Source organism: Rhizobium sp. BK098 (genome assembly GCF_014193155.1).
In the GTDB taxonomy this organism is placed as follows: Bacteria; Pseudomonadota; Alphaproteobacteria; order Rhizobiales; family Rhizobiaceae; genus Rhizobium.
Map to the genome: position 1 here is coordinate 246743 of NZ_JACHYY010000005.1, position 23491 is coordinate 270233.

At 59.2% G+C, this 23491-nt stretch carries 20 protein-coding genes; 6 read left to right on the forward strand and 14 right to left on the reverse strand.

What is annotated here, in order from left to right:
* Positions 1-33: 33 nt before the first annotated feature.
* The 9 genes from FHT73_RS15585 to FHT73_RS15625 all read right to left on the reverse strand — a co-directional run bounded on the left by FHT73_RS15585 (position 34) and on the right by FHT73_RS15625 (position 10159).
* Complete coding sequence (locus FHT73_RS15585) at positions 34-783, reverse strand: ABC transporter ATP-binding protein (protein ID WP_183712769.1); 750 nt, start codon at positions 781-783, stop codon at positions 34-36.
* Positions 780-1613: an ABC transporter ATP-binding protein gene (locus FHT73_RS15590; RefSeq protein WP_183712771.1), complete on the reverse strand. Its 834-nt coding sequence runs from the start codon at positions 1611-1613 to the stop codon at positions 780-782. Before FHT73_RS15590 ends, FHT73_RS15585 begins: the two co-directional genes overlap by 4 nt.
* Complete coding sequence (locus FHT73_RS15595; RefSeq protein ID WP_183712774.1) at positions 1610-2536, reverse strand: ABC transporter permease; 927 nt, start codon at positions 2534-2536, stop codon at positions 1610-1612. Before FHT73_RS15595 ends, FHT73_RS15590 begins: the two co-directional genes overlap by 4 nt.
* Positions 2533-3600, reverse strand: coding sequence for an ABC transporter permease (locus tag FHT73_RS15600; RefSeq protein ID WP_112398147.1), 1068 nt, complete (start codon positions 3598-3600; stop codon positions 2533-2535). Before FHT73_RS15600 ends, FHT73_RS15595 begins: the two co-directional genes overlap by 4 nt.
* Before the next feature lie 21 nt (positions 3601-3621).
* Positions 3622-5262: an ABC transporter substrate-binding protein gene (locus FHT73_RS15605; protein ID WP_183712777.1), complete on the reverse strand. Its 1641-nt coding sequence runs from the start codon at positions 5260-5262 to the stop codon at positions 3622-3624.
* 36 nt (positions 5263-5298) lie between these two features.
* Positions 5299-6369, reverse strand: a complete 1071-nt coding sequence (locus FHT73_RS15610) for a dipeptidase (RefSeq protein ID WP_112336145.1) — start codon at positions 6367-6369, stop codon at positions 5299-5301.
* A 190-nt stretch (positions 6370-6559) separates the two neighbouring features.
* Positions 6560-7585 carry an ABC transporter permease gene (locus FHT73_RS15615; RefSeq protein WP_112336144.1) on the reverse strand — a complete coding sequence of 342 codons (1026 nt, stop codon included), beginning with the start codon at positions 7583-7585 and terminating at the stop codon, positions 6560-6562.
* Positions 7586-7617: 32 nt separating this feature from the next.
* Positions 7618-9159, reverse strand: coding sequence for a sugar ABC transporter ATP-binding protein (locus FHT73_RS15620; protein WP_183712780.1), 1542 nt, complete (start codon positions 9157-9159; stop codon positions 7618-7620).
* 73 nt (positions 9160-9232) lie between these two features.
* A complete protein-coding gene (locus tag FHT73_RS15625) occupies positions 9233-10159 on the reverse strand; it encodes a sugar ABC transporter substrate-binding protein (protein ID WP_112336142.1) in 927 nt (308 codons plus the stop codon).
* Positions 10160-10530: 371 nt separating this feature from the next.
* On the opposite strand from FHT73_RS15625, the gene FHT73_RS15630 reads away from it, so the two are divergent.
* On the forward strand, positions 10531-11037 hold the full coding sequence (locus tag FHT73_RS15630) for a DUF1993 domain-containing protein (RefSeq protein ID WP_183712783.1): 507 nt from the start codon (positions 10531-10533) through the stop codon (positions 11035-11037).
* Between the two features lie 6 nt (positions 11038-11043).
* On the opposite strand, the gene FHT73_RS15635 is transcribed toward FHT73_RS15630, so the two are convergent.
* From FHT73_RS15635 to FHT73_RS29510, 4 genes are all read right to left on the reverse strand, one after another.
* Complete coding sequence (locus FHT73_RS15635; RefSeq protein ID WP_183712786.1) at positions 11044-12612, reverse strand: alkaline phosphatase family protein; 1569 nt, start codon at positions 12610-12612, stop codon at positions 11044-11046.
* On the reverse strand, positions 12590-13573 hold the full coding sequence (galE, locus tag FHT73_RS15640; RefSeq protein ID WP_112607052.1) for a UDP-glucose 4-epimerase GalE: 984 nt from the start codon (positions 13571-13573) through the stop codon (positions 12590-12592). Before galE ends, FHT73_RS15635 begins: the two co-directional genes overlap by 23 nt.
* 150 nt (positions 13574-13723) lie before the next feature.
* On the reverse strand, positions 13724-14407 hold the full coding sequence (locus tag FHT73_RS15645; RefSeq protein WP_183712789.1) for a DUF1275 family protein: 684 nt from the start codon (positions 14405-14407) through the stop codon (positions 13724-13726).
* A 1254-nt stretch (positions 14408-15661) separates the two neighbouring features.
* A complete protein-coding gene (locus tag FHT73_RS29510; RefSeq protein ID WP_075853439.1) occupies positions 15662-15850 on the reverse strand; it encodes a hypothetical protein in 189 nt (62 codons plus the stop codon).
* Between the two features lie 262 nt (positions 15851-16112).
* Between FHT73_RS29510 and FHT73_RS15655 the strand changes: the two genes are divergently transcribed.
* Positions 16113-17399 (forward strand): nucleotide sugar dehydrogenase, encoded by a 1287-nt coding sequence (locus FHT73_RS15655; RefSeq protein WP_183712795.1) that lies wholly within the window; start codon positions 16113-16115, stop codon positions 17397-17399.
* Between the two features lie 15 nt (positions 17400-17414).
* Here the strand turns inward: FHT73_RS15655 and FHT73_RS15660 are convergent, their stop codons facing one another.
* The gene (locus tag FHT73_RS15660) at positions 17415-18350 is read right to left on the reverse strand and encodes an SDR family oxidoreductase (protein WP_183712797.1); all 936 of its coding nucleotides are present in this window, start codon (positions 18348-18350) and stop codon (positions 17415-17417) included.
* Between the two features lie 185 nt (positions 18351-18535).
* Here FHT73_RS15660 and FHT73_RS15665 point away from each other — a divergent pair, with 185 nt between their 5' ends.
* The 4 genes from FHT73_RS15665 (at position 18536) to FHT73_RS15680 (ending at position 23461) form a co-directional block, all read left to right on the forward strand.
* Positions 18536-19111 (forward strand): sugar transferase, encoded by a 576-nt coding sequence (locus tag FHT73_RS15665; RefSeq protein ID WP_112607054.1) that lies wholly within the window; start codon positions 18536-18538, stop codon positions 19109-19111.
* A 155-nt stretch (positions 19112-19266) separates the two neighbouring features.
* Positions 19267-20631, forward strand: coding sequence for an O-antigen ligase family protein (locus FHT73_RS15670; protein ID WP_183712800.1), 1365 nt, complete (start codon positions 19267-19269; stop codon positions 20629-20631).
* A 651-nt stretch (positions 20632-21282) separates the two neighbouring features.
* Positions 21283-22101: an ABC transporter permease gene (locus FHT73_RS15675; protein WP_112606834.1), complete on the forward strand. Its 819-nt coding sequence runs from the start codon at positions 21283-21285 to the stop codon at positions 22099-22101.
* Positions 22091-23461, forward strand: a complete 1371-nt coding sequence (locus FHT73_RS15680) for an ABC transporter ATP-binding protein (protein WP_183712803.1) — start codon at positions 22091-22093, stop codon at positions 23459-23461. Before FHT73_RS15675 ends, FHT73_RS15680 begins: the two co-directional genes overlap by 11 nt.
* The last annotated feature ends 30 nt before the right edge of the window (positions 23462-23491 follow it).

A 23491-nucleotide genomic window follows, 5' to 3' on the forward strand; every position in this document is an offset into this window, starting at 1 on the left:
GAAGCATTGAAAAAGTCAAATAATCTCCGTTGCTTAATCGCGAATAAAACCCTTGCTCGCCACCATAAGATTGCGCGTGTAGTCTTGCTTCACGTTCCCTGCCGAAAGCTCCTTCGCGGTCAGCCTCTCGACCACGGCCCCATTGCGCATGACGGCCAGACGCTCGCACATATGGGTGATGACGCCGAGATCGTGGCTCACCATCACGAAGGTCAGATGGCGGTCTTTGCGCACCTGTTCGAGCAGGTTCAGAACTTCGGCCTGCACCGAAGCATCGAGCGCCGAGGTCGGCTCGTCGAGCAGCAGGATTGACGGTTCGACGATCAGTGCGCGGGCAATGGCGACGCGCTGGCGCTGCCCGCCGGAGAGCTGGTGCGGATAGCGGAAGCGAAAACCTGTTCCGAGGCCCACCTCATCCAACGCTCTCGCGATCCGGGTTTCGGCATCGCCGATCCCATGGATCGACAGAGGCTCCAGCAGCAGCCGGTCGATCGTCTGGCGCGGATGCAGGGAGCCGTAGGGATCCTGGAACACCATCTGCACCTGGCGATAGAAGGCCTTGCTGCGTCTGGCGCCCTTTAGCTGCTCGCCGCCAACCTGGATCTTGCCGTCCGTGACGGGCGCAAGACCGGCCACGGCGCGCAGCAACGTCGACTTTCCGGAACCGGACTCGCCGACCAGGCCGAAGGATTCGCCCTTGTTGACCTCGACGCCGACGGCATCGAGCGCATAATAACCGTCATAGACGACGCTGAGGCCATCAACTACGAGTGCTGTCGTCATGCCGCCCACTCCGGCTTGCGGTCGAGCACCGGTAGCGGATGCCGGTATTCGCCGACGACGGGCATGCAGTTCAGCAGGCCGCGCGTATAGGGATGCTGGGCATTGTTCAATTCGGAAGCCTTGAGCTCTTCCACGACCTTACCCGCATACATGACGATCACCCGGTCGCAGAAGGACGACACCAGCCGCAGATCGTGCGAGACGAAAATCAGCCCCATGCCGCGCTCGGAGACGAGCTTATCCATGATCTTGAGCACGTCGAGCTGCACCGTGACATCGAGCGCCGAGGTCGGCTCGTCTGCGATCAGCAACTCCGGCCCGGCGATCAGCATCATGGCGATCATGACGCGCTGGCCCATGCCGCCCGAAACCTCGTGCGGATGCAGGTCGTAGACACGGCTTGGATCGCGGATCTGCACGGCTTCCAGCATGGCCATGGCGCGGTCCCGCGCCTCGGCCTTGCTCACCTTCTCATGTGTACGCAGGGTCTCAGTGATCTGCCGGCCGATGGTCATGACCGGGTCGAGCGAATATTTCGGATCCTGCAGCACCATGGCGATGCGCTTGCCGCGCAACGACCGACGCTCCCTGGCCGAAATCGACAGGAGGTCGATGCCGCTGAAATTCAGCTTGTCGGCGGTGACGATGCCATGCGGCGGCGTTAGCCCCATGATCGCGCGGCCGGTCTGCGATTTGCCGGAGCCGCTCTCGCCGACGATGCCAAGACGCTCGCGGCCGAGCGTGAAAGACACGCCGCGCACGGCATCGATGACGCCAGTACGGGTCGGATAGCGAACTTTGAGGTTCTCCACGGTCAAAAGTGTCGTCATTGCCCGCTCTCCTTCGGATCGAGCGCATCGCGCAGGCCGTCGCCGAGCAGGTTGAAGCCGAGGCTGACGACGAGGATCGCAATGCCCGGCATGGCCGCCACCCACCATTGATCGAGATAGTATTTGAAGCCGCTCGCGATCATCACGCCCCATTCGGGCAGCGGCGGCTGCGCGCCGAGCCCGAGGAAACCGAGACCGGCGGCCGTCAGGATGACGCCGGCCATGTCGAGCGTGACGCGGACGATCACCGAGGAAATGCAGAGCGGCATGACATGGCGGAAGATGATGCGCAGCGGCGAGGCACCCATGAGCTGCACGGCGGCGATATAGTCCGAACGCCGCACCGTCATCGTCTCGGCCCGCGCCAGGCGCGCATAGGGTGGCCACGAGGTGATGGCGATCGCAATGACCGCATTCTCGATGCCCGCGCCAAGAGCGCCCGCAAAGGCAAGCGCCAGCACCAGCTTCGGAAAGGCAAGGAAGATATCGGTGATGCGCATCAGGATCACATCGACCCAGCCGCCGAGATAGCCCGACACCATGCCTATGATCAGCCCGATCGGCGCCGAGATGATCGCGACCAGAACGACGATATAAAGCGTCCAGCGCGACCCGTAGATGAGGCGCGAAAGGATATCGCGCCCGAGATCGTCGGTGCCGAGAAGATAGCCCGGCGTGCCGGGGGGCTTCAGATAGGCATTGGTCAGGTCGCCGATAACAGGCGAATGCGGTGCGATGACATCGGCAAGCGCTGCCACCAGCACGAGCGCGATAATAATCAGCAGCCCGATCACGGCCAGACGATTGGCGGAAAACTGCCGCCAGGTGACGTAGGCGCGCCCTAGCCTTGCCTGCCGGCGCGACTGCGGCCGATCGGAGAGCAGCCAGTCCCTCAAGCTGGGTTGGGTGGTCTCGACAGTCATTTACGTCGGGTCCTTGGGTCGAGCGTCCGATACAGAAGATCGGAAATCAGATTGATGCCGATGAACACTGTGCCGACGATGATCGTGCCGCCGAGAACGGCATTCATGTCGGCATTGCGCAGCGAGCTGGTGATGTAGAAGCCGATGCCCGGCCAGGAGAAGACGATCTCCGTCAGCACGGATCCCTCGAGCAACCCGGCATAGGAGAGCGCGATCACCGTGATCAGCGGCACGGCGGCGCTGCGCAGGGCATGCCCCCAGATTACCCGCGTTTCAGAAAGCCCCTTGGCGCGGGCCGCCACGATATATTCCTGGCCCAGTTCGTTCAGCATGAAGCTGCGGGTCATGCGGCTGATATAGGCAAGCGAGAAATAGCCGAGCAGCGACGCCGGCAGGATGATGTGGCGGAAGACGTCCCAGAAGACATCCCATTGCCCCTGCAGAGCGCTGTCGAGCAGGAAAAAGCCCGTAATCGGCGTGAAACTATATTCGAAGGCGATGTCGATGCGGCCGGGATAGGCCACCCAGTTCAGCTTCGCATAAAAAATGACGAGCGAAACCATGGCCAGCCAGAAGACTGGCACGGAATAGCCGACGAGGCCGATCACGCGGACGATCTGGTCGATGAAGCTGTTGCGGCGCACCGCGGCAAGTACACCGAAGGGAACCCCAAACAAGGCCCCGATGATCGTGCCGACCGTTGCAAGCTCCATCGTCGCCGGAAAGACGCGCCTGATGTCATCCATGACCGGATTGGTTGTCAGAACCGACGTACCGAAATCGCCGCTGAGCGCGCTCACGAGGTAATAATAGAACTGCAGATAAAGCGGCTGGTCGAGATGCATCTCGCGCCGCAGGCGCTCCAGTATCTGCTGCGGCGCGTGATCGCCGGCGATCGCCAGCGCTGGATCGATCGGTATGACGCGTCCGATGAAGAAAGTGACGGCCAGAAGACCGAGATAGGTGGTGACGGCCACGACGAGGAATCGTAGCAGCCCCATGAAAAAGGGAGCGGCACGGCCCTTCTTGGGCCGCACCTGCATTTTCCGTTCGACAGTGCTCAAAGACCTAGTCCTGTCGGATCATCACTTGGAGATCGGCCAGACGAAGTTGTTGTCGAAGCTCGGACCAAGCTTGAAGTCCTTCACGTCCTTGCGATAGCCGGCGACTTCCGTCTGCTGATAGAGGATGATGAAAGGGCTTGCTTCCAGGAATTTCTTCTGGATGTCCTGATACATGGCGCCACGCTTGGCCGCATCGCCTTCGAAGAGCGCAGCCTTGGCGAGCTTTTCCAGTTCGGGAGTGGTCCAGGTGTTGCGCCAGACCAGCGTCTTGTTGCTGCTGGTATCGGAATTGTCGTCGTTGGTGGTGAAAGTATCGGCGTTGGAATGGGGGTCCCAATAATCCGGGCCCCAATTGCCGAAGTAGATATCGTGGTTGCGGGCACGATACTTCGTCAGCTTCTGCTTGCCGTCACCAGGGATGATCTCCACCTTGATGCCAGCCTGGCCGAGCGTCTGCTGGATCGCGGTCGCGATGCCCGTATCTGGCTCGATGCTGCGCACGTCCATGGTGATCGAGAAGCCGTTGGGCAGGCCTGCCTTGGCCAGCAATTCCTTGGCCTTGGCGACGTCCAGCTTGAACGGGTTTTCATCTAGCGAGCCGAGCATGCCCTTCGGTTCGAAAGTCTGATGGATCTCGCCGATACCCTTGATCAGCGTCTTGCCGATGGCGTCGTAATCGACCAGATACTTGAACGCCTGCTGTACTTCCGGCTTGGCCAGATTGGCGTTCTTCTGGTTGAGGCTCATATAGTAGATGGTGCCCTTCGGCGCGTTGGTCGAAGCGAGCTGCGCGTTCTTCTCGACAGCCTGAAGGTCGGTCGGAGACAGGTTACGCGCGATATCGATATCGCCGTTTTCAAGCGCCAGGCGCTGTGCCGAGCTTTCCTTCATGAAACGATAGATAACACGGTTCAGCTTCGCCTTTTCGCCGTAGTAATTGTCATTGCGCTCCAACACGACGGCCTCGTTGGCGCGCCATTCACGCAGCTTGAACGGACCGGAACCGGCAAAGCCGGTCTTCAGCCAGCTGTTGCCGAAGTCGTTGTCATATTTGTAATCGGCAGTCGGCGTTGCCGGCTTTACATGCTGTAGGACCAGCTTCTTGTCGACCACTTCGGCAACGGTTGCCGTCAGGCAGTTCAGTACGAAGCTCGGCGCATAGGGCTTGTCGACGGTAAAGGTGAAGGTGTTCGCATCGGTTGCCTTGGCCTTCTCCGTCACGTTGTCGCCCGTGATGCCGAACTGCGTGAGAATGAAGGCCGGGCTCTTGTTAAGCTTGACGACACGCTCGAAGGACCATGCAACGTCTTCAGCCGTGATCGGATTGCCGGACGCGAACTTCAGGCCGGGCCTCAACTTGAACGTATAGGTCAGATGATCGTCGGAAACCGACCAGCTCTCGGCGAGGTCACCCTTGATCTTGGACGTGTCGTTGATGTCGAGACGGACCAGCAGGCTATAGGTGTTGCCGGTGATTTCCGCAGCCGACAGTTCATAGGCTTCGGCCGGATCCATGCTCAGAATATCATCGAAGGCAAAGCCCTCGACCAGCGTGTCCTTGGGCGTCGCGGCATAAGCGTTCGGCGCCGCCATCAGCAGAAGCGAGAGAGCCACGCCGGCAGACAGTGCGCGCAAACCGCGGTTCATCTTGGTCATCATCATTGTTTTCATTCCCCTTTTTTAAACTCTACGCAATATTCAGGACGCACTCGAACGGCTGCCTTCCTTCCAAGCGGACGCCAGGACGCGAAGCCAGTTCTCCCTGCACAGCTTTACAAGATCGGCCTCACCATAACCAGCGTTCCGAAGGGCTTCAATCAGCTTCTGATTGCCTGCGGCATCGCCGATCTCAGCCGGAATCGTGGCGCCGTCGAAATCCGATCCGAGGCCGACGCAATCGATGCCAAGGCGGCCGACGAGATGATCGACATGCCGCACCATCGCCTCGAGCGGCGTATCGGCATCCGAGCGCGCATCGTCGCGCAACATCGCCGTCGCATAGTTGAGGCCAACGATGCCGCGGCTCTCCTTGATGGCATCGAGCTGCTTGTCGGTGAGGTTGCGCGCGACAGGCGTCAGCGCATGCGCATTGGAGTGGCTGGCGACCAGCGGCTGGTCCGAGGTCTTCGCCACATCCCAGAAGCCTTTCTCGGTGATGTGGGCGAGATCGACCAGGATGCCGAGCTGGTTGCAGGCGCGGACTAGCGCAAAGCCGGCGTCGGTCAGGCCAGGTCCCGTGTCCGGGGAGCTCGGATAGGCGAAGGGCACACCATGGGCAAAGACGTTGTTGCGGCTCCAGACAGGGCCGAGCGAACGCAGGCCGGCCGCATAGAAGGTTTCAAGCGCGACGAGATCGGCGTCGATCGCTTCGCAGCCTTCCATATGCATCACGGCCGCGAAAATTCTTTTCTCCATGCAATCGCGGATCTCGGCGGTGGAACGGCAGAGTTTCCAGGCACCGGCGCGATCGAGCCTCAGCGCGATCGCCGCCATTTCCAGCGCGATGTCGAGGGAAGGCGCACGCTCCAGCGGAGCCGCCAAAGGCGTGGCATAGTGGCCATTGCTATCGGGATCGGCAAAGACGAGATCGCCCGACGGAATGTAAATGGCGCAGAGGCCGCCGGCCAAAGCCCCAGCACGCGCTCGCGGGGCATCGATATGGCCGCTCGACGTCCCATCCCTGAATTCGGCAACCGGATCGGCGCCGTCGCGCGCATGATGCCAGAGCCTCAAGAGAACGTCGTTGTGACCATCGAATACGGCTTGCATTGTCTATCCCGGACGAAGCGCTCGAGTGAGCGAATGGAAAGCGGCCAGAATAGAAAAGCTGACAGGATTCGCCATACCCAAATGAAAAAAATTTGCATTTGCATGGAACTGCATATTCGAATGGAAAAAGGCGGGGCAAACACCCCGCCTTGAAGGCATGCTTTACAACGCTGATGATGTGTCGGGCATTTCAGCGCTTGGCCCGCTTCTTCTGGCGGTAGACGTCGATGGCAACGGCCGCGACGATGATGAAGCCCTTGGCGATTTCCTGGTAATAGGCATCGACGTTGAGGAAGGTGAAGCCGGAGATCATCACACCGAGAATGACGGTGCCGATCACAGTACCGGCGATGCGGCCGACGCCGCCGGTCAGCGACGTGCCGCCGATGACAGCAGCCGCGATCGCATCCAGCTCATAATTGACGCCCATGCCGGCCTGCGCCGTCTGCACGCGGGCGGCGGTGATGATGCCTGCAAGGCCCGCCAGAAGCCCGGCGATCGCATAGACCTTGACCAGATGCGCCTCGACATTGATGCCAGACACGCGCGCCGCCTGCACGTTGGCGCCGATCGCGTAGGTGAACTTGCCGTAGCGCGTATAGCGCAGCACGATGTGGAAGGCGATTGCGATGATCAGGAAGACGATGACGGGCCAGATGCCGGAGCCGATGAAATTGAACTGATCGGTGAGGCCCGAGATCGGCTGGCCCTTGGTGTAGAGCTTGGACAGGCCGCGGGCTGAGACCATCATACCAAGCGTCGCGATGAAGGGCGGAATCTTCGTCTTCGTGATCAGCTGCCCGTTGATAAAGCCGGCAAGAAGACCGATCAGCAGGCCGACGCCGATCGGCACGAAGAAGGGCATGTCGGTCAGCGCGGGATAGACGGCCCGCGCCCATGTCGACGACTGTGCGAAGCTCGCGGCAACCATGGCCGTCAGGCCGACGACGGAGCCGGACGAGAGGTCGATGCCGCCCGTGATGATGACCTGCGTCACGCCAACCGAGATGATGCCGATGACCGACACCTGCAGGATCATGATCTTCAGGCGCTGCAGGTTCATCAGGAAGCTCTGGCCGACGAAGATCCAACCGAGGATCTCGCAGAGAAGCGCGATGCCGATCAGCACCAGGAAGATGCCGAGTTCGGGCGGCACGCGGCGCCTTTTTGGCCGTGTGACTGCCGGAGCGGCCGCCTCTGCAACTTTGCTAACCATGGTTCAGTCCTCCCTTGCGATGATTGGCGGCGTCACTGCGCGGCCAGCTCCATCACCTTCACTTGAGTTGCTTCCGCGCGATCCAGGAATCCGGTGACCCGTCCTTCATGCATCACCATGATGCGGTCGCTCATGCCGAGCACCTCGGGCATTTCCGAGGAGATCATGATCACGGCGACGCCGTTGCGCGCCATTTCGGTAACGAGACGGTGGATTTCCGCCTTGGCGCCGACATCGATGCCGCGCGTCGGCTCGTCCAGGATCAGAATGCGGGGATTGGTGAGCATCCACCGGCCGATCAGCGCCTTCTGCTGGTTGCCGCCGGAAAGATTTTCGATGCGCTCATCAAGGTTCGGCGTCTTGACGCGCAGCTTCCTGGCCATCTCCTCGCAGGCCTCTTCGATCGCGCCTTCCTGCACGAAGCCGCCGCGCACGAACTGGTCATGCAGCACCGCGACCTGCATGTTCTCCAGCACGCTGAGGATGAGAAGGCAGCCCGTATCCTTGCGGTCTTCCGTGAGGAAGGCCATGCGGTGGCGGATCGCTGCGGCCGGCGAGGAAATCTCGGTCTTCTTGCCGAAAAGCTCGATCGTGCCGGACGAGGCGGGCGTCACGCCGAAGATGGTCTCCGCGACATTGGAGCGGCCCGATCCGACAAGCCCGGCAACGCCGAGAATTTCACCAGCCCTGACGTCGAAGGACACATTGGAGAAGACGCCATCGAGGCTCAGATCCTTGACCGACAGCACGGTTTCGCCGATCGGCACCTCTTCCTTTGGGAACATCTGCGTGATCTCGCGGCCGACCATCATGCGGATGATATCGTCGCGGGTCACATCGGTCGAAGCGTGCGTGCCAATATATTTGCCGTCGCGGAAAACCGAGAATTCGTCGGCAATCTCGAACAGCTCATTCATCTTGTGGGTGATATAGACGATGCCGATGCCCTGGGCGCGCAGGTCGCGGATGATCTGGAATAGATGCGCCACCTCGCGTTCCGTCAGAGCCGAGGTCGGCTCATCCATGATCAGCACGTCGGAATTATAAGAGACCGCCTTGGCGATTTCGACCATCTGCCGGCTCGCGACGGAAAGCTCACGGACCTGGATCTCGGGATCGATGGAAATGTTGAGGCGCTGGAAGAGTTCCTCGGTCTTGCGGCTCATCTCGGCGTGATCGACGAGACCGAACCGATTCTTCGGCTCACGCCGGATCCAGATATTCTCGGCAACCGTCATGAAGGGCATCAGGTTCAGTTCCTGATGGATCATGGCAATGCCGTTTTCCAGCGCGTCGAGCGGTGACTTCAGCCGGATTTCGACGCCCTTGAGACGTACCTCGCCCTGATCGGGAATATAAATGCCGGCAAGGATCTTCATCAGCGTCGACTTGCCCGCGCCATTCTCGCCCATCAGCGCATGCACCGTCCCGCGCTTCAGGCGGAAGGAAACGTCGTCCAGGGCGACCACGCCGGGAAATTCCTTGCGGATGCCTTCGGCGCTCAGCAGATAGGTGGCATTGGGGACAACGCCGCTGGCGCGCACCGCCGCCATGGTGGATGGGCTCACAACCATTTTTCCCTCCCGGGCAGATCGGATTTCAAGGGATGCGGGCTTTCAAGCCCGCATCCGTCGATCACTTTCGTCCTCAGTTCTTCTTGACGAAGTCCTTGACGTTGGTCGGCGTGACGAGCTGGAAGGGGATGTAGACCTTTTTCTCGATCTTATCGCCCTTGGCGAGCTTGAGTGCGGCGTCCACTGCGCCCTTGCCCTGGCCGGCAGCATCCTGGAACACGGTGACCTTCAGGTCGCCGGCCTGCATGGCCGCAAGCGCATCCTGCGTGGCGTCGACGCCGGCAACGATGATCTTGTCCAGCGACTTGCCGGACGCCTTCAGCGCCTGGATGGCGCCGATCGCCATTTCGTCGTTGTTGGAGATGACGGCATCGAATTCGATGCCACTGGAGAGCCAGTTGGTCATCAGGTCAGCACCCTGGGTGCGCTGCCAGTTGGCAGTCTGTTCCTGGACGATCTTGATGCCCTTGCACTCATCGGTCGCCACGACATCATGGACGTCCTTGGTGCGCATGCGGGCAGCCTGGTTGGAAAGCTCGCCCATCATGATGACGGCCTTGCCCTTGCCGCCCAACAACCGGCAGACTTCCTTGGCCTCCAGCGTACCGGATTCCTGTTCGTTGGAGGCGACGAAAGCCTGCTTGTCCGGAAGGCTGTCGACGTTTGCCGGCTCGCGGTTGACGTAGACGAGCGGGATCTTGGCATCGGCGGCAAGCTTGGAAATCGCGGCCGTCGCGTCGGTATCGACCGGATTCACGATGATGGCATCGACCTTACTGGCGATGAAGTTCTGGATCTGGCTCTGCTGCTTGGCAATATCGTTCTGCGCGTCTTCGACCTGCAGGGTGACGCCCTTGTCCTTTGCGTAATCCTGCATGCCGTTGCGCAGAACCGTCAGGAAGTTGTCGTCGAACAGAGCCATCGAAACGCCGATGGTTTGGGCGTGGGCAGCGGTCGACAGCAGAAGCGCCATCGCAGAGCCAAGGATAAATTTCTTCATGTTTTCCTCCCAGATACGGTGCCCGGCCACACCCCTCCTGAATGCCGGAGCCCCCGGTTTCGACCGCGGGGCCTTTACTCAATCGGCTGTCACTCCCATGGCAGCCATATCGAAAACGGAACAAACAAACCGTAAAATTCTTTATCCGGAATATTCATTCCATTTTTCAAGACAAAGGTCAACAGCAAATTCTCGCCCCCGAAAGGGGCGCGGGCCACGACGAGTTTCTCGTCTCTGCTGCTGTAAGAAAAGGCGGCCAAACCCTACATACGGGCGCCGACACCATGGAACGGTTATTCCATCGACATGGGAACGGAGTAGAATGTCAGTAACCAAACGGCCGCGCCGCGGCCCCGCAATGGAGAACACGCATGCCCTCGATGTACAGTTTCTCGGTCCCGATCTTTCAACGCGGCCTGCAAAACCTTTCGGCCTATCTCGACAAGATCGAAGCCTATGCGGCGGAAAAAGGCGTTGCGGCGGAGGAACTCGTTTCCGCACGGCTGATCGACGACATGCTGCCGCTCTCCGGCCAGTACCAGCGCGCCTCCGATACGGCGAAACTCGCCATCGCCCGTCTTGCCGGCATCGATGCGCCGCGCTTCGAAGATAACGAGACGACGGTCGCAGACCTGCGCGAACGTCTGAAGAAAACGCAGGATTTCCTGGCGACGATTACCCCGGCGACGATGGAAGGCAGTGACACGCGGGAAGTGACGATCACGCCGGGAGGCAACAAGATCGTTTTTAAGGGTGAGGATTATCTGGCGAAGTTCGCGCTGCCGAATTTCTTCTTCCACGTGACGACGGCGCACGACATCCTGCGCAGCCGCGGCCTGGCGGTGGGCAAGATGAACTACCTCGGCGCACTCGGCTAAAATTATTCAGGGCCGGCGCGACACCGGCCCTTTTTCCGTCAGCTCCGTATAGGCGAGCGTCTGGTCCAGATGCTCCGCCCGAAGAGAAAGCAGCTTTTCGGCGTAGGCAAGCCTGATCGCCGCGTAGGCGCTGTCATTGGCGACATTGGAAAGCTCCGTCGGATCCTTCGCCAGATCGAAGAGCAGCGGCGGAAGCCCGGCGCAATGGACATATTTGAAACGCTCATCGCGCACGACGACCAGATTGCAGGCATTCGATCGTAAGCCGAAATGCCGCTCCGGGACACCCTCGGCGATATCGCGAAAATCGAACTCCCAGAAGGCGGCATCGCGCCAGTGAGTTGGTTGGGATCCTGCGAGGAACGGCAGCAGGCTTTCGCCATCGACATGGTTTACCGGCGCGACGCCAAGCCGGCTGCACAGGCTCGGGAAAATATCCGCGGCACTGGTGAAACGCTCCACTTGCCGGCCATACGTGCCGGGCTGGCCGGGATCGCGAATAACGAGCGGCACATGATAGCTGCCGTCGAAAAAGCCGCCCTTGCCGAGCATCCAGTGGTCGCCCATCATCTCGGCATGGTCGGAGGTAAAGACGATGACGGTGTCGTCCCAGGCGCCGGCGTCCTTCAATGCCTGCCAGATCCGGCCAAGCTGCGCGTCGACCTCGGCGATCATGCCGTAATAGATGGCGCGGATCGCCGCAAAATCCTCCGGCGTCCACTCATCGATGGAGCCCTTGCCGCCATAGATGAAGCCGCCCTTGCCGATCAAGGGTAAGCCGAACGCGAGCAGAGGATGCGATGCCATCTCGGTTTCGCGGTCGGCAGCGCGCACAAAAGCCGGGCCGTCGGCCGCCGAGAACATGCGGTTATACGGCTCCGGCACCGAGAAAGGCGGGTGCGGCCGCAGGAATGAAACATGCGCAAACCAGGGCTGATCCTGCTCTCCGAGCCAGCGGATGAACTCGCCCGCCATGAAAGCCGTCTGCGTCTCGTCCTTGGAATAGGCAGGCGCATTGTTGGAAATTTCGCCGGGCTCGGCGCCGACCGGAATATGAATATTGCGGCTGATGGCATTGGCATGGCCGCGCGACCGCAGCCAGGAGAGCCATTGTTTCTCATGTTCAGGCAGAAGCTGCCGCGCCGTAAAGCCCGGCAACACGCCCTCATAGGTCGTCAGATGCGGATCATGGGGATCGCGGTCACGCGGATCCGGTGCGGTGTCGGTATAGCCGAACAGCGTCGGATCATAGCCGGCCCGGCGTGCGGCAAGCGCGATATTGTCGAAACGTGCGTCCAATGGCGAACCATTGCGGCAAACGCGATGGTTCATCTGATAAAGGCCGGTATAGAGCGTCGCCCGCGCCGGCGAACAGGGCGCCGTTCCGGCATAATGCCGCCGGAACAGCACGCCTTCCTTCGCCAGCGCATCGACATTCGGCGTCTTTACACATTCATGCCCGACGGCGGAGAGACAATCTCCCCGCCATTGATCGGCTGAGATCAGCAGGACGTTCGGGCGTTTACTCCCAACACCGGCGACAGAACGCCGTTCAGTGCTGGTTGGACTTGGCATGCCAGTTCCAGGCCGATTGGATGATCTCGGTCAGATCATATTGCGGCGACCAGCCGAGAATATCGCGGGCCTTGTCGTTGTTGGCGACCAGCGTCGTCGAATCGCCCTCGCGACGGCCGACATATTCAACCGGGAACGGACGGTTCGACACGGTTTCGATCGTGCCCAGCAGCTCCTTCACCGTCGTTCCCGTGCCCGTGCCGAGATTGAGCGCGACGGAATCGCCACCATTAAGCAGGTATTCCACGGCACGGACATGGGCATCGGCAAGATCGAGCACATGGATATAGTCGCGCACGCAGGTACCGTCGCGCGTATCATAATCGCTGCCGAAGACCTTGAAGCCCTGGCGACGGCCAAGGGCGGCGTCGATGGCGAGCGGGATCGCATGGGTTTCCGGCGTATGCCACTCGCCGATGCGCCCCTCGAAATCGGCGCCGGCGGCGTTGAAATAGCGCAGGATGACGGAGCGCAGCCCCTTGTACTGGTCGTAATCGGCGAGCGCCTGCTCGACGATATATTTTGTGCGGCCGTAGGGATTGATCGGCACCTGCTGGTGGCTTTCATCCAGCGGCACGCTCTGCGGCAGGCCGTAGGTCGCGCAAGTCGAGGAAAAGACAAAAGCCTTCACACCGGCCGCTTGGGCTGCCGAAAGCAGGGTCAGCGTGCCAATGACGTTGTTTTCATAGAAAGAAACGGGATCCTTGACCGACTCGCCGACCTCGATCAGCGCGGCGAAATGCAGGATGGCGGCGGGCTTGTGCTTGGCCAGCACCTCGTCGAGACGGGCGCGATCGCGGATATCGCCTTCCTCGGCGGGACCCCATTTGACGAATTCACGATGACCGTTGGAGAAATTGTCGTAGACGACGGGCTTGAACCCCTTGTTCGCCAGATCCAGACATGTGTGCGAACCGATATATCCGGCTCCGCCGACCACAAGCACCGTTTCTCCTGCCATGACCATCCCTTCTTAACTCACAAGGATTTGCCGCCTAAAGCGCGACGGACCAGTTCGATCCGACGGTTACACTTAGAGAGCTGTAGCCGACTTGCAAGGCGCAAGAAAGGAGCAAGATTGGTAGTATCAAGAGCAAGCCCAGGCCGAAAGCTAAGCCGGCTTCACCTCCACCTTGCCGGTATGCATGAGAATTCCCGCAAGCGCCAGAACCGGCGGCAGCAGGAAACAGGCCATGCCGACAAACAAGAATAGCGCCGCCGCCAGCGCACAACCGAAGGCAAAACCGCCGACCGCAGTCCCCATGCGGCCCAGCCGCGCTTTCATTGCCGCTTTTTCCTCCGCCTTGGCGCCTCGCAGCAGATCGGCGATGTCGATCATGATCTGCGTCGTCGTGCCCGTCATCATCGTCGTCGGCGGCGTCGAGCCGAGGTGAATGCGGTGCGCCGTCGTCTGAATGGCCATGGCGGCGACAAGCGTCATGCCTATCAGAAGCGGCTGCCAGCCATCTCCATCGCCGAACGGGCCAAAGCGCAAAGCGAGGATCGCCGCAAACGCGAGTAGCAGGAATTTCAGCGTCAGGATGATCCGCAGCGTCGGCAGATTGCGCCGCGAGAGCTCGCCGCCAATGAGACGTGCGAGGATGACGATGGCACAGAAGGTCGGCAGCGCCAGAAGCTTGGCCAGCGCACCCGAGGTTCCAAGCGCCAGGGAAGCGCCAAGCGTGACGAAATTGCCCGTCACATGCGCTGTGAACAGTCCATGCAGGGCAAGGAACCCGGCGGTATCGACATAACCGCCATTGATGCTCAGAAGTGTAGGCAGGCTCGACTTCATCGGCTCCTCGCGCGCTTTTATCGTCTCCGACCTTATCGCGCCGAACAGCCGTCAATGTCGAGATACTTGCGTGGCCGCGAAACGAAACACCGCCGTGGAACGCCAACCGGACGGCGACGGCATGCTGCAGATAAGGTTGCATCGACTTGCTTAACGGAGTTGTGTTTTACTGGCCGTCTGTCACAAAGATGCTGGGAGGCATCGCTTCATGATTCCAGTAGTTTTCTCGCATCTTGCGCGCCTCCTTGTCCAAAACTGTCGGCTAGGGGCTGCAGCAGGACTAGCGCTCTTTACCTTGGCGCCGATGGCAGCAGCTCAGGTACCGGGCGCACCCATGCAGTTCATGCTGGTCCATGCCGATCCCGGCTCCGGCAGCTGTCGACCCGAGGGCTGCGTCGACTGGATTGCCGCAGAAGGCATGATCGATGCGAAATCTCCTGGCGATCTGCGCAAACTTCTGGCCAGTATCGGCAGCAGGAAGCTGCCCATAATCGTGAACTCGCCCGGCGGAAATGTAGCGGCTGCGATGGAAATGGGGGAGATCATCCGAAAGCGCGGCCTGTCGGTGGCGGTGGGCGGCACGAGACTTCGATCCTGCCCGAACGACCAGCCACTCTGTGGCGATGGCTGGCACGCCGGCGCAAAAGGCGTCGTCTATTCCGCTGGCGCCAGATGTTTCTCGGCCTGCCCTTTCGTACTGGCCGCCGGCGTCAGACGCGTCATCAGCCCTTTCGGTATCGTAGGCGTGCATCAAGTCAAGACGACCTATGATCGGGAGCGGATACTCTACCGGATGAAATATCAGATCGTTAACGGCAAGAAGCGCCTCATCAGTCGCCAGGAAATCAGCCGCAAGTTTATCGGGCTGCGCGACAGCACGACGCTGTCGAAATCACAGCGATCAAAATTTCTCGCTTACTTCAAGGAAATGGGCATCGATCGGTCGATCCTCGACATGGCAATGAGTGCCGCTCCGAGTTCGATACGGCTGCTTACGCCGGATGAAGCGATGAAAATCAGGCTGATGACCGATCAAGCCTCCGCTGACGACCTGATAAAGGCTGGAGCCTGCGCGGCTGGCCAGCCGTTTTCGGCCTGCCAAGCACCGGTATCCACGGATTCGGCGGCTCTCTTCGCCAATCCACCCTTCGCGGATTGGCAACTGAATCCCGTACAGGACTTCCTTGCACCTTCTATCGCACCGAGTACCGACCGAAGCTCGCAAGGCAGCGACTGCGTTCAGCAATCGTCCGACTATTCACCCCATTGGGTTTCAAGTTCGGTGATTTCATCAGACAGTTCCGCGATGCGTTGCCGCAGCTCCGCCTCCGTGCCGTCGTCCACCTCTTCGTCGCCGAAACAATAGCGGGCTATATGCAGCTCGAGCTTGGCTTCAAGCTGCTCGCGCTGGGTGCGTAGATGTTTGAGATAGCTGTTTCGCATTGCGAACCACGCTTTCCGAAAAAATTAGGTCTCACCCAAATAAATGGGGTCGAAACCAGAAAGTTTCGATAGGCATCCTATGCATCTGCGTCAAAGCTGAGGCGCAATATGCGACAAGGCTATACGCCCGGGCCATTGCAAAGCCGCTGACCGGTCATCACATTCATGCGACCCACAGCTGAAATGATCCTGAAGGCAAATATTAGGCGCTGACATCCGCTTCGTATTCGGGCTAATTCAGGCGGAGTGTTCGAGGTATGTTGTGTTGAACGAAAAAATTGCCGTTATCGGCCTCGGTTATGTGGGCCTGCCCGTCGCGATTGCGCTTGCCGAAAAATTCCATGATGTCGTTGGCTTCGACATAAAGGCCTCCCGTGTCTCCGCGCTGAAAGCGGGCGAGGACGATACCCGGGAGGTTTCCACCGAACGGCTGCGGTCGAGCGGACTGCGCATCACCAGCAAGATCGAGGATCTCAGGGATCGCGATATCTTTATCGTCGCCGTGCCGACGCCGATCGACCAGAACCGGCAGCCGGATCTGCGGCCTATGATTTCGGCCTCGCGCACGGTCGGCAAGGTTCTGCGCAAGGGTTCGATCGTCGTCTACGAATCCACAGTCTATCCCGGCGTCACCGAAGACGTCTGCGGCCCGGTGCTGGCGGAGGTTTCCGGGCTGCGCCAAGGCGAGGATTTCCACGTCGGCTATTCGCCGGAGCGCATCAATCCCGGCGACAAGGAACACACCTTCGAGCGCATCGTGAAGGTCGTCGCCGGCGATGACGCGGAAACGCTGGAAAGGATCGCCGCGATCTACGGCGCCGTGGTCGAGGCCGGCATCCACCGCGCCCCCAGCATCAAGGTGGCCGAAGCCGCCAAGGTGATCGAGAATACCCAGCGCGACGTCAATATTGCCCTAATGAACGAGCTTTCGATCATTTTCGAGAAAATGAATATCCGCACGGCCGACGTGCTGAAGGCGGCGCGCACGAAATGGAACTTCCTGCCCTTCACTCCCGGCCTTGTCGGCGGCCACTGCATCGGCGTCGATCCCTATTACCTGACGGCCAAGGCGGAAGAACTCGGCTACCACCCCGAGGTCATCCTTTCCGGCCGCCGCATCAATGACGGCATGGGTGCTTTCATTGCCCAGAAACTCATCAAGATGCTGGTCGCGGCGAAAAAGCCGATCAACGGGGCGCGCATCGGCATATTCGGGCTGACCTTCAAGGAGAACGTGCCCGACCTGCGCAACAGCCGCGTTCCCGACATTATCAGCGAACTGCATCAGTTCGGCCTGGAGCCGCTGGTGCACGATGCGATGGCAAGCCACCGTGAAGCCGAAGAGGAATATGGCATCCGCCTAATGGAGCTGAAGGATTTCGGCAAGCTCGACGCCCTTGTGCTTGCCGTTCCCCACAAATCTTATCTGACCGAAGGTGCAGCCGGTATCCTCGATCTCTTGAGCGAAAACGGTGTCGTCGTCGACGTGAAGGCGGCGCTCGATCGAGCAAATCCTCTATTGGAGGGCCATGCGGTCTGGAGCCTGTAAGCCTAAAAGACCAACTCAGCGCACCTTCGTCCCCGCACCTGCGACCGTTGCCGCCAATCCTTCTTCGACTGAGTAAGGCGGCGACCAGCCGGTAACCGCCCGCGTCTCGCCCATATCGACCTGAAGCGAGCCAAGCAATCGCTGTGCGGCGGCTCGACGCCCAACAATTGCGGCAAATCCCTCGAGCAGCGCAGGCGGCACCGGTAGTATCCAAGGCTTACGCCCTGTCGACAGAGATAGTTTGGCGATCAGCTGGCCGATCGAAAGATCGTCGCCATCACTGATCAGGAAGACGCGGTTACCGACGGACGCATGCTTCGCGCAGAGCAGCATGAAATCGACGAGATTGCCGACATAAACGAGCGACCTGCGGTTTCGAACCGCACCGAACGGCCAGGGAAACGGTCGTGCGGCCCATTTCATCAGGCTTGCGAAATTCGCCTTAACGCCGGGACCATAGACGAGCGACGGCCGAATGATGACGACCTCCATCCCCGTTTCCGCTGATATCGCGAGCAGGGCCGTCTCCGCCTCCAGCTTCGAGCGGCCATAGGCATCTTCCGGATGCGGCACGTCCGAGGCCCTGAAGGGCTTTCCCGCTACTGTTCCCTCGCCGTTGACCTTGATCGAGCTCAGGAAGACGAAGCGCTTCACGCCGGCGCCTGCGGCCTGTCGCGCCAGGTTGACCGTTGCATTGACATTGACGGCGCGAAATGCGGCCAACGGATCGGCGGCACTCTCGTTCATGACATGGACGCGGGCCGCCAGATGCATGACGGTATCGACGCCAGCAAGTGCATCGGACCAATCCGTGTGGCTATCCATAGCCCCGATGGCGACGAAGCCCGGGCGGGAGCCGCGGCTGACCGGCCGATACTCCATCCGCCGGCGGGAAAGCTCCGCGCACAGAGCCTGTCCGACAAAACCCGTCGCACCCGTCACCAGGATCATCCGTGCACTGCCTCCGCTGTCTGCACCAAGATTAGCTGAGACATGCTTTGCACGGGATACTCGCTCGGAACAAGGGCGGGGAATCTTGCGGTGTATGGTTGTGCTTAGAATCTCAATATGAGATGCACAGGCAATGACGACCTTCATCACCCTGAGACCAGAGGGCGATGCAACGATAAGAGACGATGCTTTATACGATCGCCAAGCGCCTTTTCGATTTTCTCGCCGCTCTCGCCGCGACCATCATCTTTTTCATTCCGATCCTGATCGTTGCTCTCGCAGTGCGGCTGACCTCGCCGGGTCCGATCCTCTATTGGTCGGATCGGGTCGGCCGGAAAAATAAGATCTTCCGCATGCCGAAATTTCGCAGCATGCGCACAGATACGCCGGCGGTCGCGACCCATCTGCTGAAGGACCCGAATATCTATCTGACGCCGATCGGCTCCTTCCTGCGCAAGTCGAGCCTCGACGAGCTACCGCAGCTCTGGTGCATCCTGAAAGGCGAGATGAGCATCGTCGGCCCACGCCCGGCGCTGTTCAATCAGCACGACCTCATAGCCCTGCGCACGGAGCGCGGTGTCGATGCTTTGCTGCCAGGCCTGACCGGCTGGGCCCAGGTCAACGGCCGCGACGAACTGCCGATCCCCGAGAAGGTGGCGCTGGACGAAGATTATCTGCGCCGCCGCTCTTTTTTCTTCGACCTCAAGATCATTTTCCTGACAGCCCTGAAAGTGGTCCGGCGCGACGGAGTTGCTCATTAACATACAATCGGCGAAATCGACATCGTTGGGGCATCGGCATGGGAAAATTGCCGTATTCCTGCCCCTTTGCGACCATAGGGGCCGTCATGGGGGCGAGAAATGCCGGATGATGAACCGATTCTGGACGAAGGCGGACGACATTGGACGACTCGCGCATGAACAAACCGCATGCTGACCTTGCAGCCGAGCCGATCGGCGTCACAAAAGCTGGGAGCAGCATGACGAAACCGGTCGCCATCATCGGCGGCATTCTGTGGCTGCTTGTCGCCTCGCCGACCGTGGTCGAGAGCGACGCCTATCGCTATGCCACCGCGCTCCTCTCTCTGATCGCCCTCTACTACTATATGAAGGCGCCCATACGGCCGCGCACGGATTGGATCGGCTGGCTCTGCATGGGCTGGGCCTTCTATGTCATGGCGCGGTTCTTCATTACCTTCTGGCTGACGCCGCAACACGATATCGGCGCCTCGGACTGGCTCTATGCCTTCCCCTTCTTCTTCCCCATCATGGGCGTCGCCTTCCTGCTCTATGAAGAGCTGATGGAGAAGATCGTCGCGGCTTATTTCGCGATGGTCCTCATCATGCTTGTGGCAACACAGCATCTGCGCGAGGTCTTTGCCGGCGAGACCATCCGCCCGCTGATCATGAATAACCAGATCCACGGCGCGGTTGCCTGCGGCATGATCGTGATCTTCACCCTGTTCTGGCTGTTGCATTACCTGACGGACAAATCGAGCGACCGCCGGATCGCCCGCTTCGCCTATATCGTTTCGCCCTTCATCTTCGCGCTCTGTTTCATCGCCATCTACGGCGCCAAATCGAAAGGCGTCTGGCTGGCACTCGGCATAACACTGCCTGTCCTGGCGCTCATTACGCTCACCTATTTGCACCTGAAGAGCGGCGTCATCATCATCATCGCCGTCGCAGCCCTGTTGATCGCCGGCACCTATGGTGTCAGGCACAATCTCGACAAGACGGCCGGCCCAACTGTGTCGGCAGCCATTTCGATGGTCGAAAATGTGGCGAACGGCCATGAGATGGGCGGCGTGGTTTCAAACGCCATCAGTTCCAGCAATACGCCGGTATCGATGGACGAACGCCTGCAGCTCTGGTCGAACAGCTGGGAGGTCTTTTCCTCCGCACCGATCTTCGGCTGGGGCAACCGGTGGCTCGAACGCTGGGCCGAGACGCGCTATTCCCATGTCCAATACACGCTGCTGCACAACGGCTACCTGGAAATCCTCGTGCGATACGGCCTGTTCGGTGCGGCAATCATGGGCTTCATGCTCGCCACCTTCATCCGCGCCGTCTGGCGCGCCCGTAAAGCTGGCATTATTCCGCGCGCCGCATGGCACGCATACATCGCCTGCCTTTTCTTTTTCTCATTGACACTCCTCAGCAACTCCAACAACCGCCTGGCGATCGGCGAAAGCCTGGCCTTCGCAAGCTCCGCCTTCGCCTGCTGGTGCCATATGCGACTGAAGGGGGAGTATTTGGCTGCGGGGAACTCAACGATATGACGGTAGGCAGTTGTGAGCGCTTGAGCCACAAGGCATCAAGCGACACATTCATTGATCATTGGTGCAGCGCCGCGACGCATGCTGAATTCAACCCGCCATGCGCGAAAGAGGAATCCAAAACGCCATCGCACACTCTTGTACGAAAAAAGGAAAATTGACGCAGATGGGATCGCATCAGGCAAACAGCAGGGTCTTCCGTCACCATTTGCTGCTTACAGCTCGCGTTCTTGATTCTGTCGGAGCTCTAGGCTATATGCGCCCACGACTCGGGGCTTTCCACTCTACCCTTGGTAGTTACGGAAAAACCATCTTTCGAGGGGCGCAGCTGATTTTCAGGATCGAGGATAAGAGGATCGGATACAACCTAGATCCAGTACTCAGCTCACGCCGGGCGAACGGAGAATCTCGTTATGCCTTTGGAACTCCAACGCAATCAAAAAGGCATGCGCCAAGATTTACACCGTCACTGGACCGCGCGAAAATCATCTGTGAGACGAACGGAATCATTGTCAGCAAACAAAGCGGTCGACCAGCTTGGCGCTTGCAAACATCCCATTCCAGATCTGCATCAATGCTGAGCAGCCCGGGGGATAAATCCGTAATTTCCCACATAGGTTGCTTTGCCTCTGAAGCTTGTAAGGTCGTTCAGTGATGCAACGTTTTTCGCTATCTCCTATCGGAATGCTGACAAGCTTTTGGAATAATCGCGGCCTCATTTTGGCGCTGACCGAGCGCGAAGTTATCGGTCGTTACAAGGGATCGTTTCTCGGCATTATGTGGTCGCTGTTCAATCCGCTTCTGATGCTGACGATTTACACATTCTTTTTCAGCACGGTGTTCAAGGCGCGCTGGCCCGGCGGAAGCGAGTCGAAAACCGAATTTGCTTTGATCCTCTTCTCGGGTCTGCTGATCTTCAATTTCTTCTCGGAAAGTCTCGGACGAGCGCCTTCCTTAATCGTCGGCAACGTAAATTACGTCAAGAAGGTCGTTTTCCCGCTGGAGATAATGGGATTTGTCTTGGTGGCCTCAGCCGGATTTCATTTTTTGGCCAGCATGGTTATTTGGCTGTTGTTCTACCTCATCTTTTTCGGCCTGCCATCGGTGCAAGCCTTATATTTTCCATTCATCCTGATTCCGCTGATTCTTTTGGCCATGGGATCTGCCTGGTTCCTTTCCTCACTAGGCGTCTATCTTCGCGACGTGAACCAAATCGTTACCGCGGTCATTCCCGCATTGATGTTCCTTTCGCCGGTCTTCTTTCCCATAAGCGCTCTGCCGGAACAGCTCCACATCATCTTCCAGCTCAATCCACTGACTTTCCTCATTGAGGAAGCCCGAGGAGTCTTGATCTGGAAACAGGACCTCCATTGGGGGCACTGGCTTATTCAAACGGTTCTTTCCGGCATATTCGCATGGTTCGGCTACGTCTGGTTTCAGAAGACGCGAAGAGGTTTTGCCGATGTCCTCTGACGAAATCTCCATCAGAGTCGAGGGTCTCGGAAAGCGTTACGAGATCTATTCGTCGCCGCGCGAACGGCTGAAACAGTTTATTCTGCCGCCGATCCAACGCGTGATCGGAAGGGATGTCGTAGCCCACTACAAAGAACATTGGGCATTGCGGGACATTTCATTCGAGATCAAAAAAGGGGAGGCCTTTGGCATCGTCGGCCGGAACGGAAGCGGCAAGAGCACACTGCTGCAAATCATCACCGGAACTCTCGCTCCAACCGTCGGGAACGTGACGACGAAGGGGCGCATCGCCGCACTTCTTGAACTGGGCTCCGGCTTCAACCCGGAATTTTCCGGGCGAGAGAACGTGTATCTCAATGCCATGTTGCTCGGCATGACCCGCGAACAAGTCGACGAGCGCTTTGACAAGATCGCCGCATTTGCCGATATCGGCGACTATCTCGAGCAGCCGGTAAAAACCTATTCGAGCGGCATGCTGGTCCGTCTCGCGTTTGCCGTTCAAGTACAGATCGACCCCGACATCCTGATCGTCGATGAGGCGCTCGCCGTCGGCGACGCCCTGTTTCAAAAGCGCTGCTTTGCTCGCATCGAGAAACTGCTCTCGGACGGAGTGACGCTACTGTTCGTATCCCACGATCAAGAGTCCGTTAGAACGCTTACGCATCGCGCCATTCTATTAAGAGGTGGGCAGGAGGTATTGACAGGCAGCTCCTCGGAAGTCCTGCTTTCCTACCGGAAGCTTTTGCACGAAGAAGAATCATCCTATTTCTCGCGCTTGGCGCCCAAGCAGACCACGGCCTCCAACGGCTCTAAGAAGCCGGCGGCATCGAACAGCGCGAACAAGGGCACTTCCTTGCCGGGACGCAGCGACAACCTGTCTTTCGGGGACGGAGGCATCGAGGTGACAGCGGTTCAGACTTTCGATGCCGACGGTGAAACCTGTGCGGTCTTCTATCCGGGAGATCCGGTCAAAATACGAGTGAGGTGCCATTCCATAATCACAACTGATCGCATCAACGTTTCGATACGTATCAGAAGCCGGGAAGGCATCAAGATATACTCTTGGGGAACGCTGAACCAGGACATGCAGGTTCTCAACGGCGCCCTTGGCGGCGAAGTATTCTGGACGCGGGAAATTCAGGAGAACGAAGATTTCGATGTATGGTTCGAATGCAGCTGCACTCTCGGTCCCAATTTATATGAGATCCAGGCCGCCATTTCCTATGAGGGGAAGCCGGATTATACCGAGCAACGCATACTGCATTGGAAGGATGAAGCAGCATTTTTCCAGACGTTGATGCGCCAAAACGAATACGCGTTTGGTGGCATGACCGATTTGCGCATGAAAGCGATGTGGTGACGCCGAGTTGCATCTCTGCCATCATTTAAA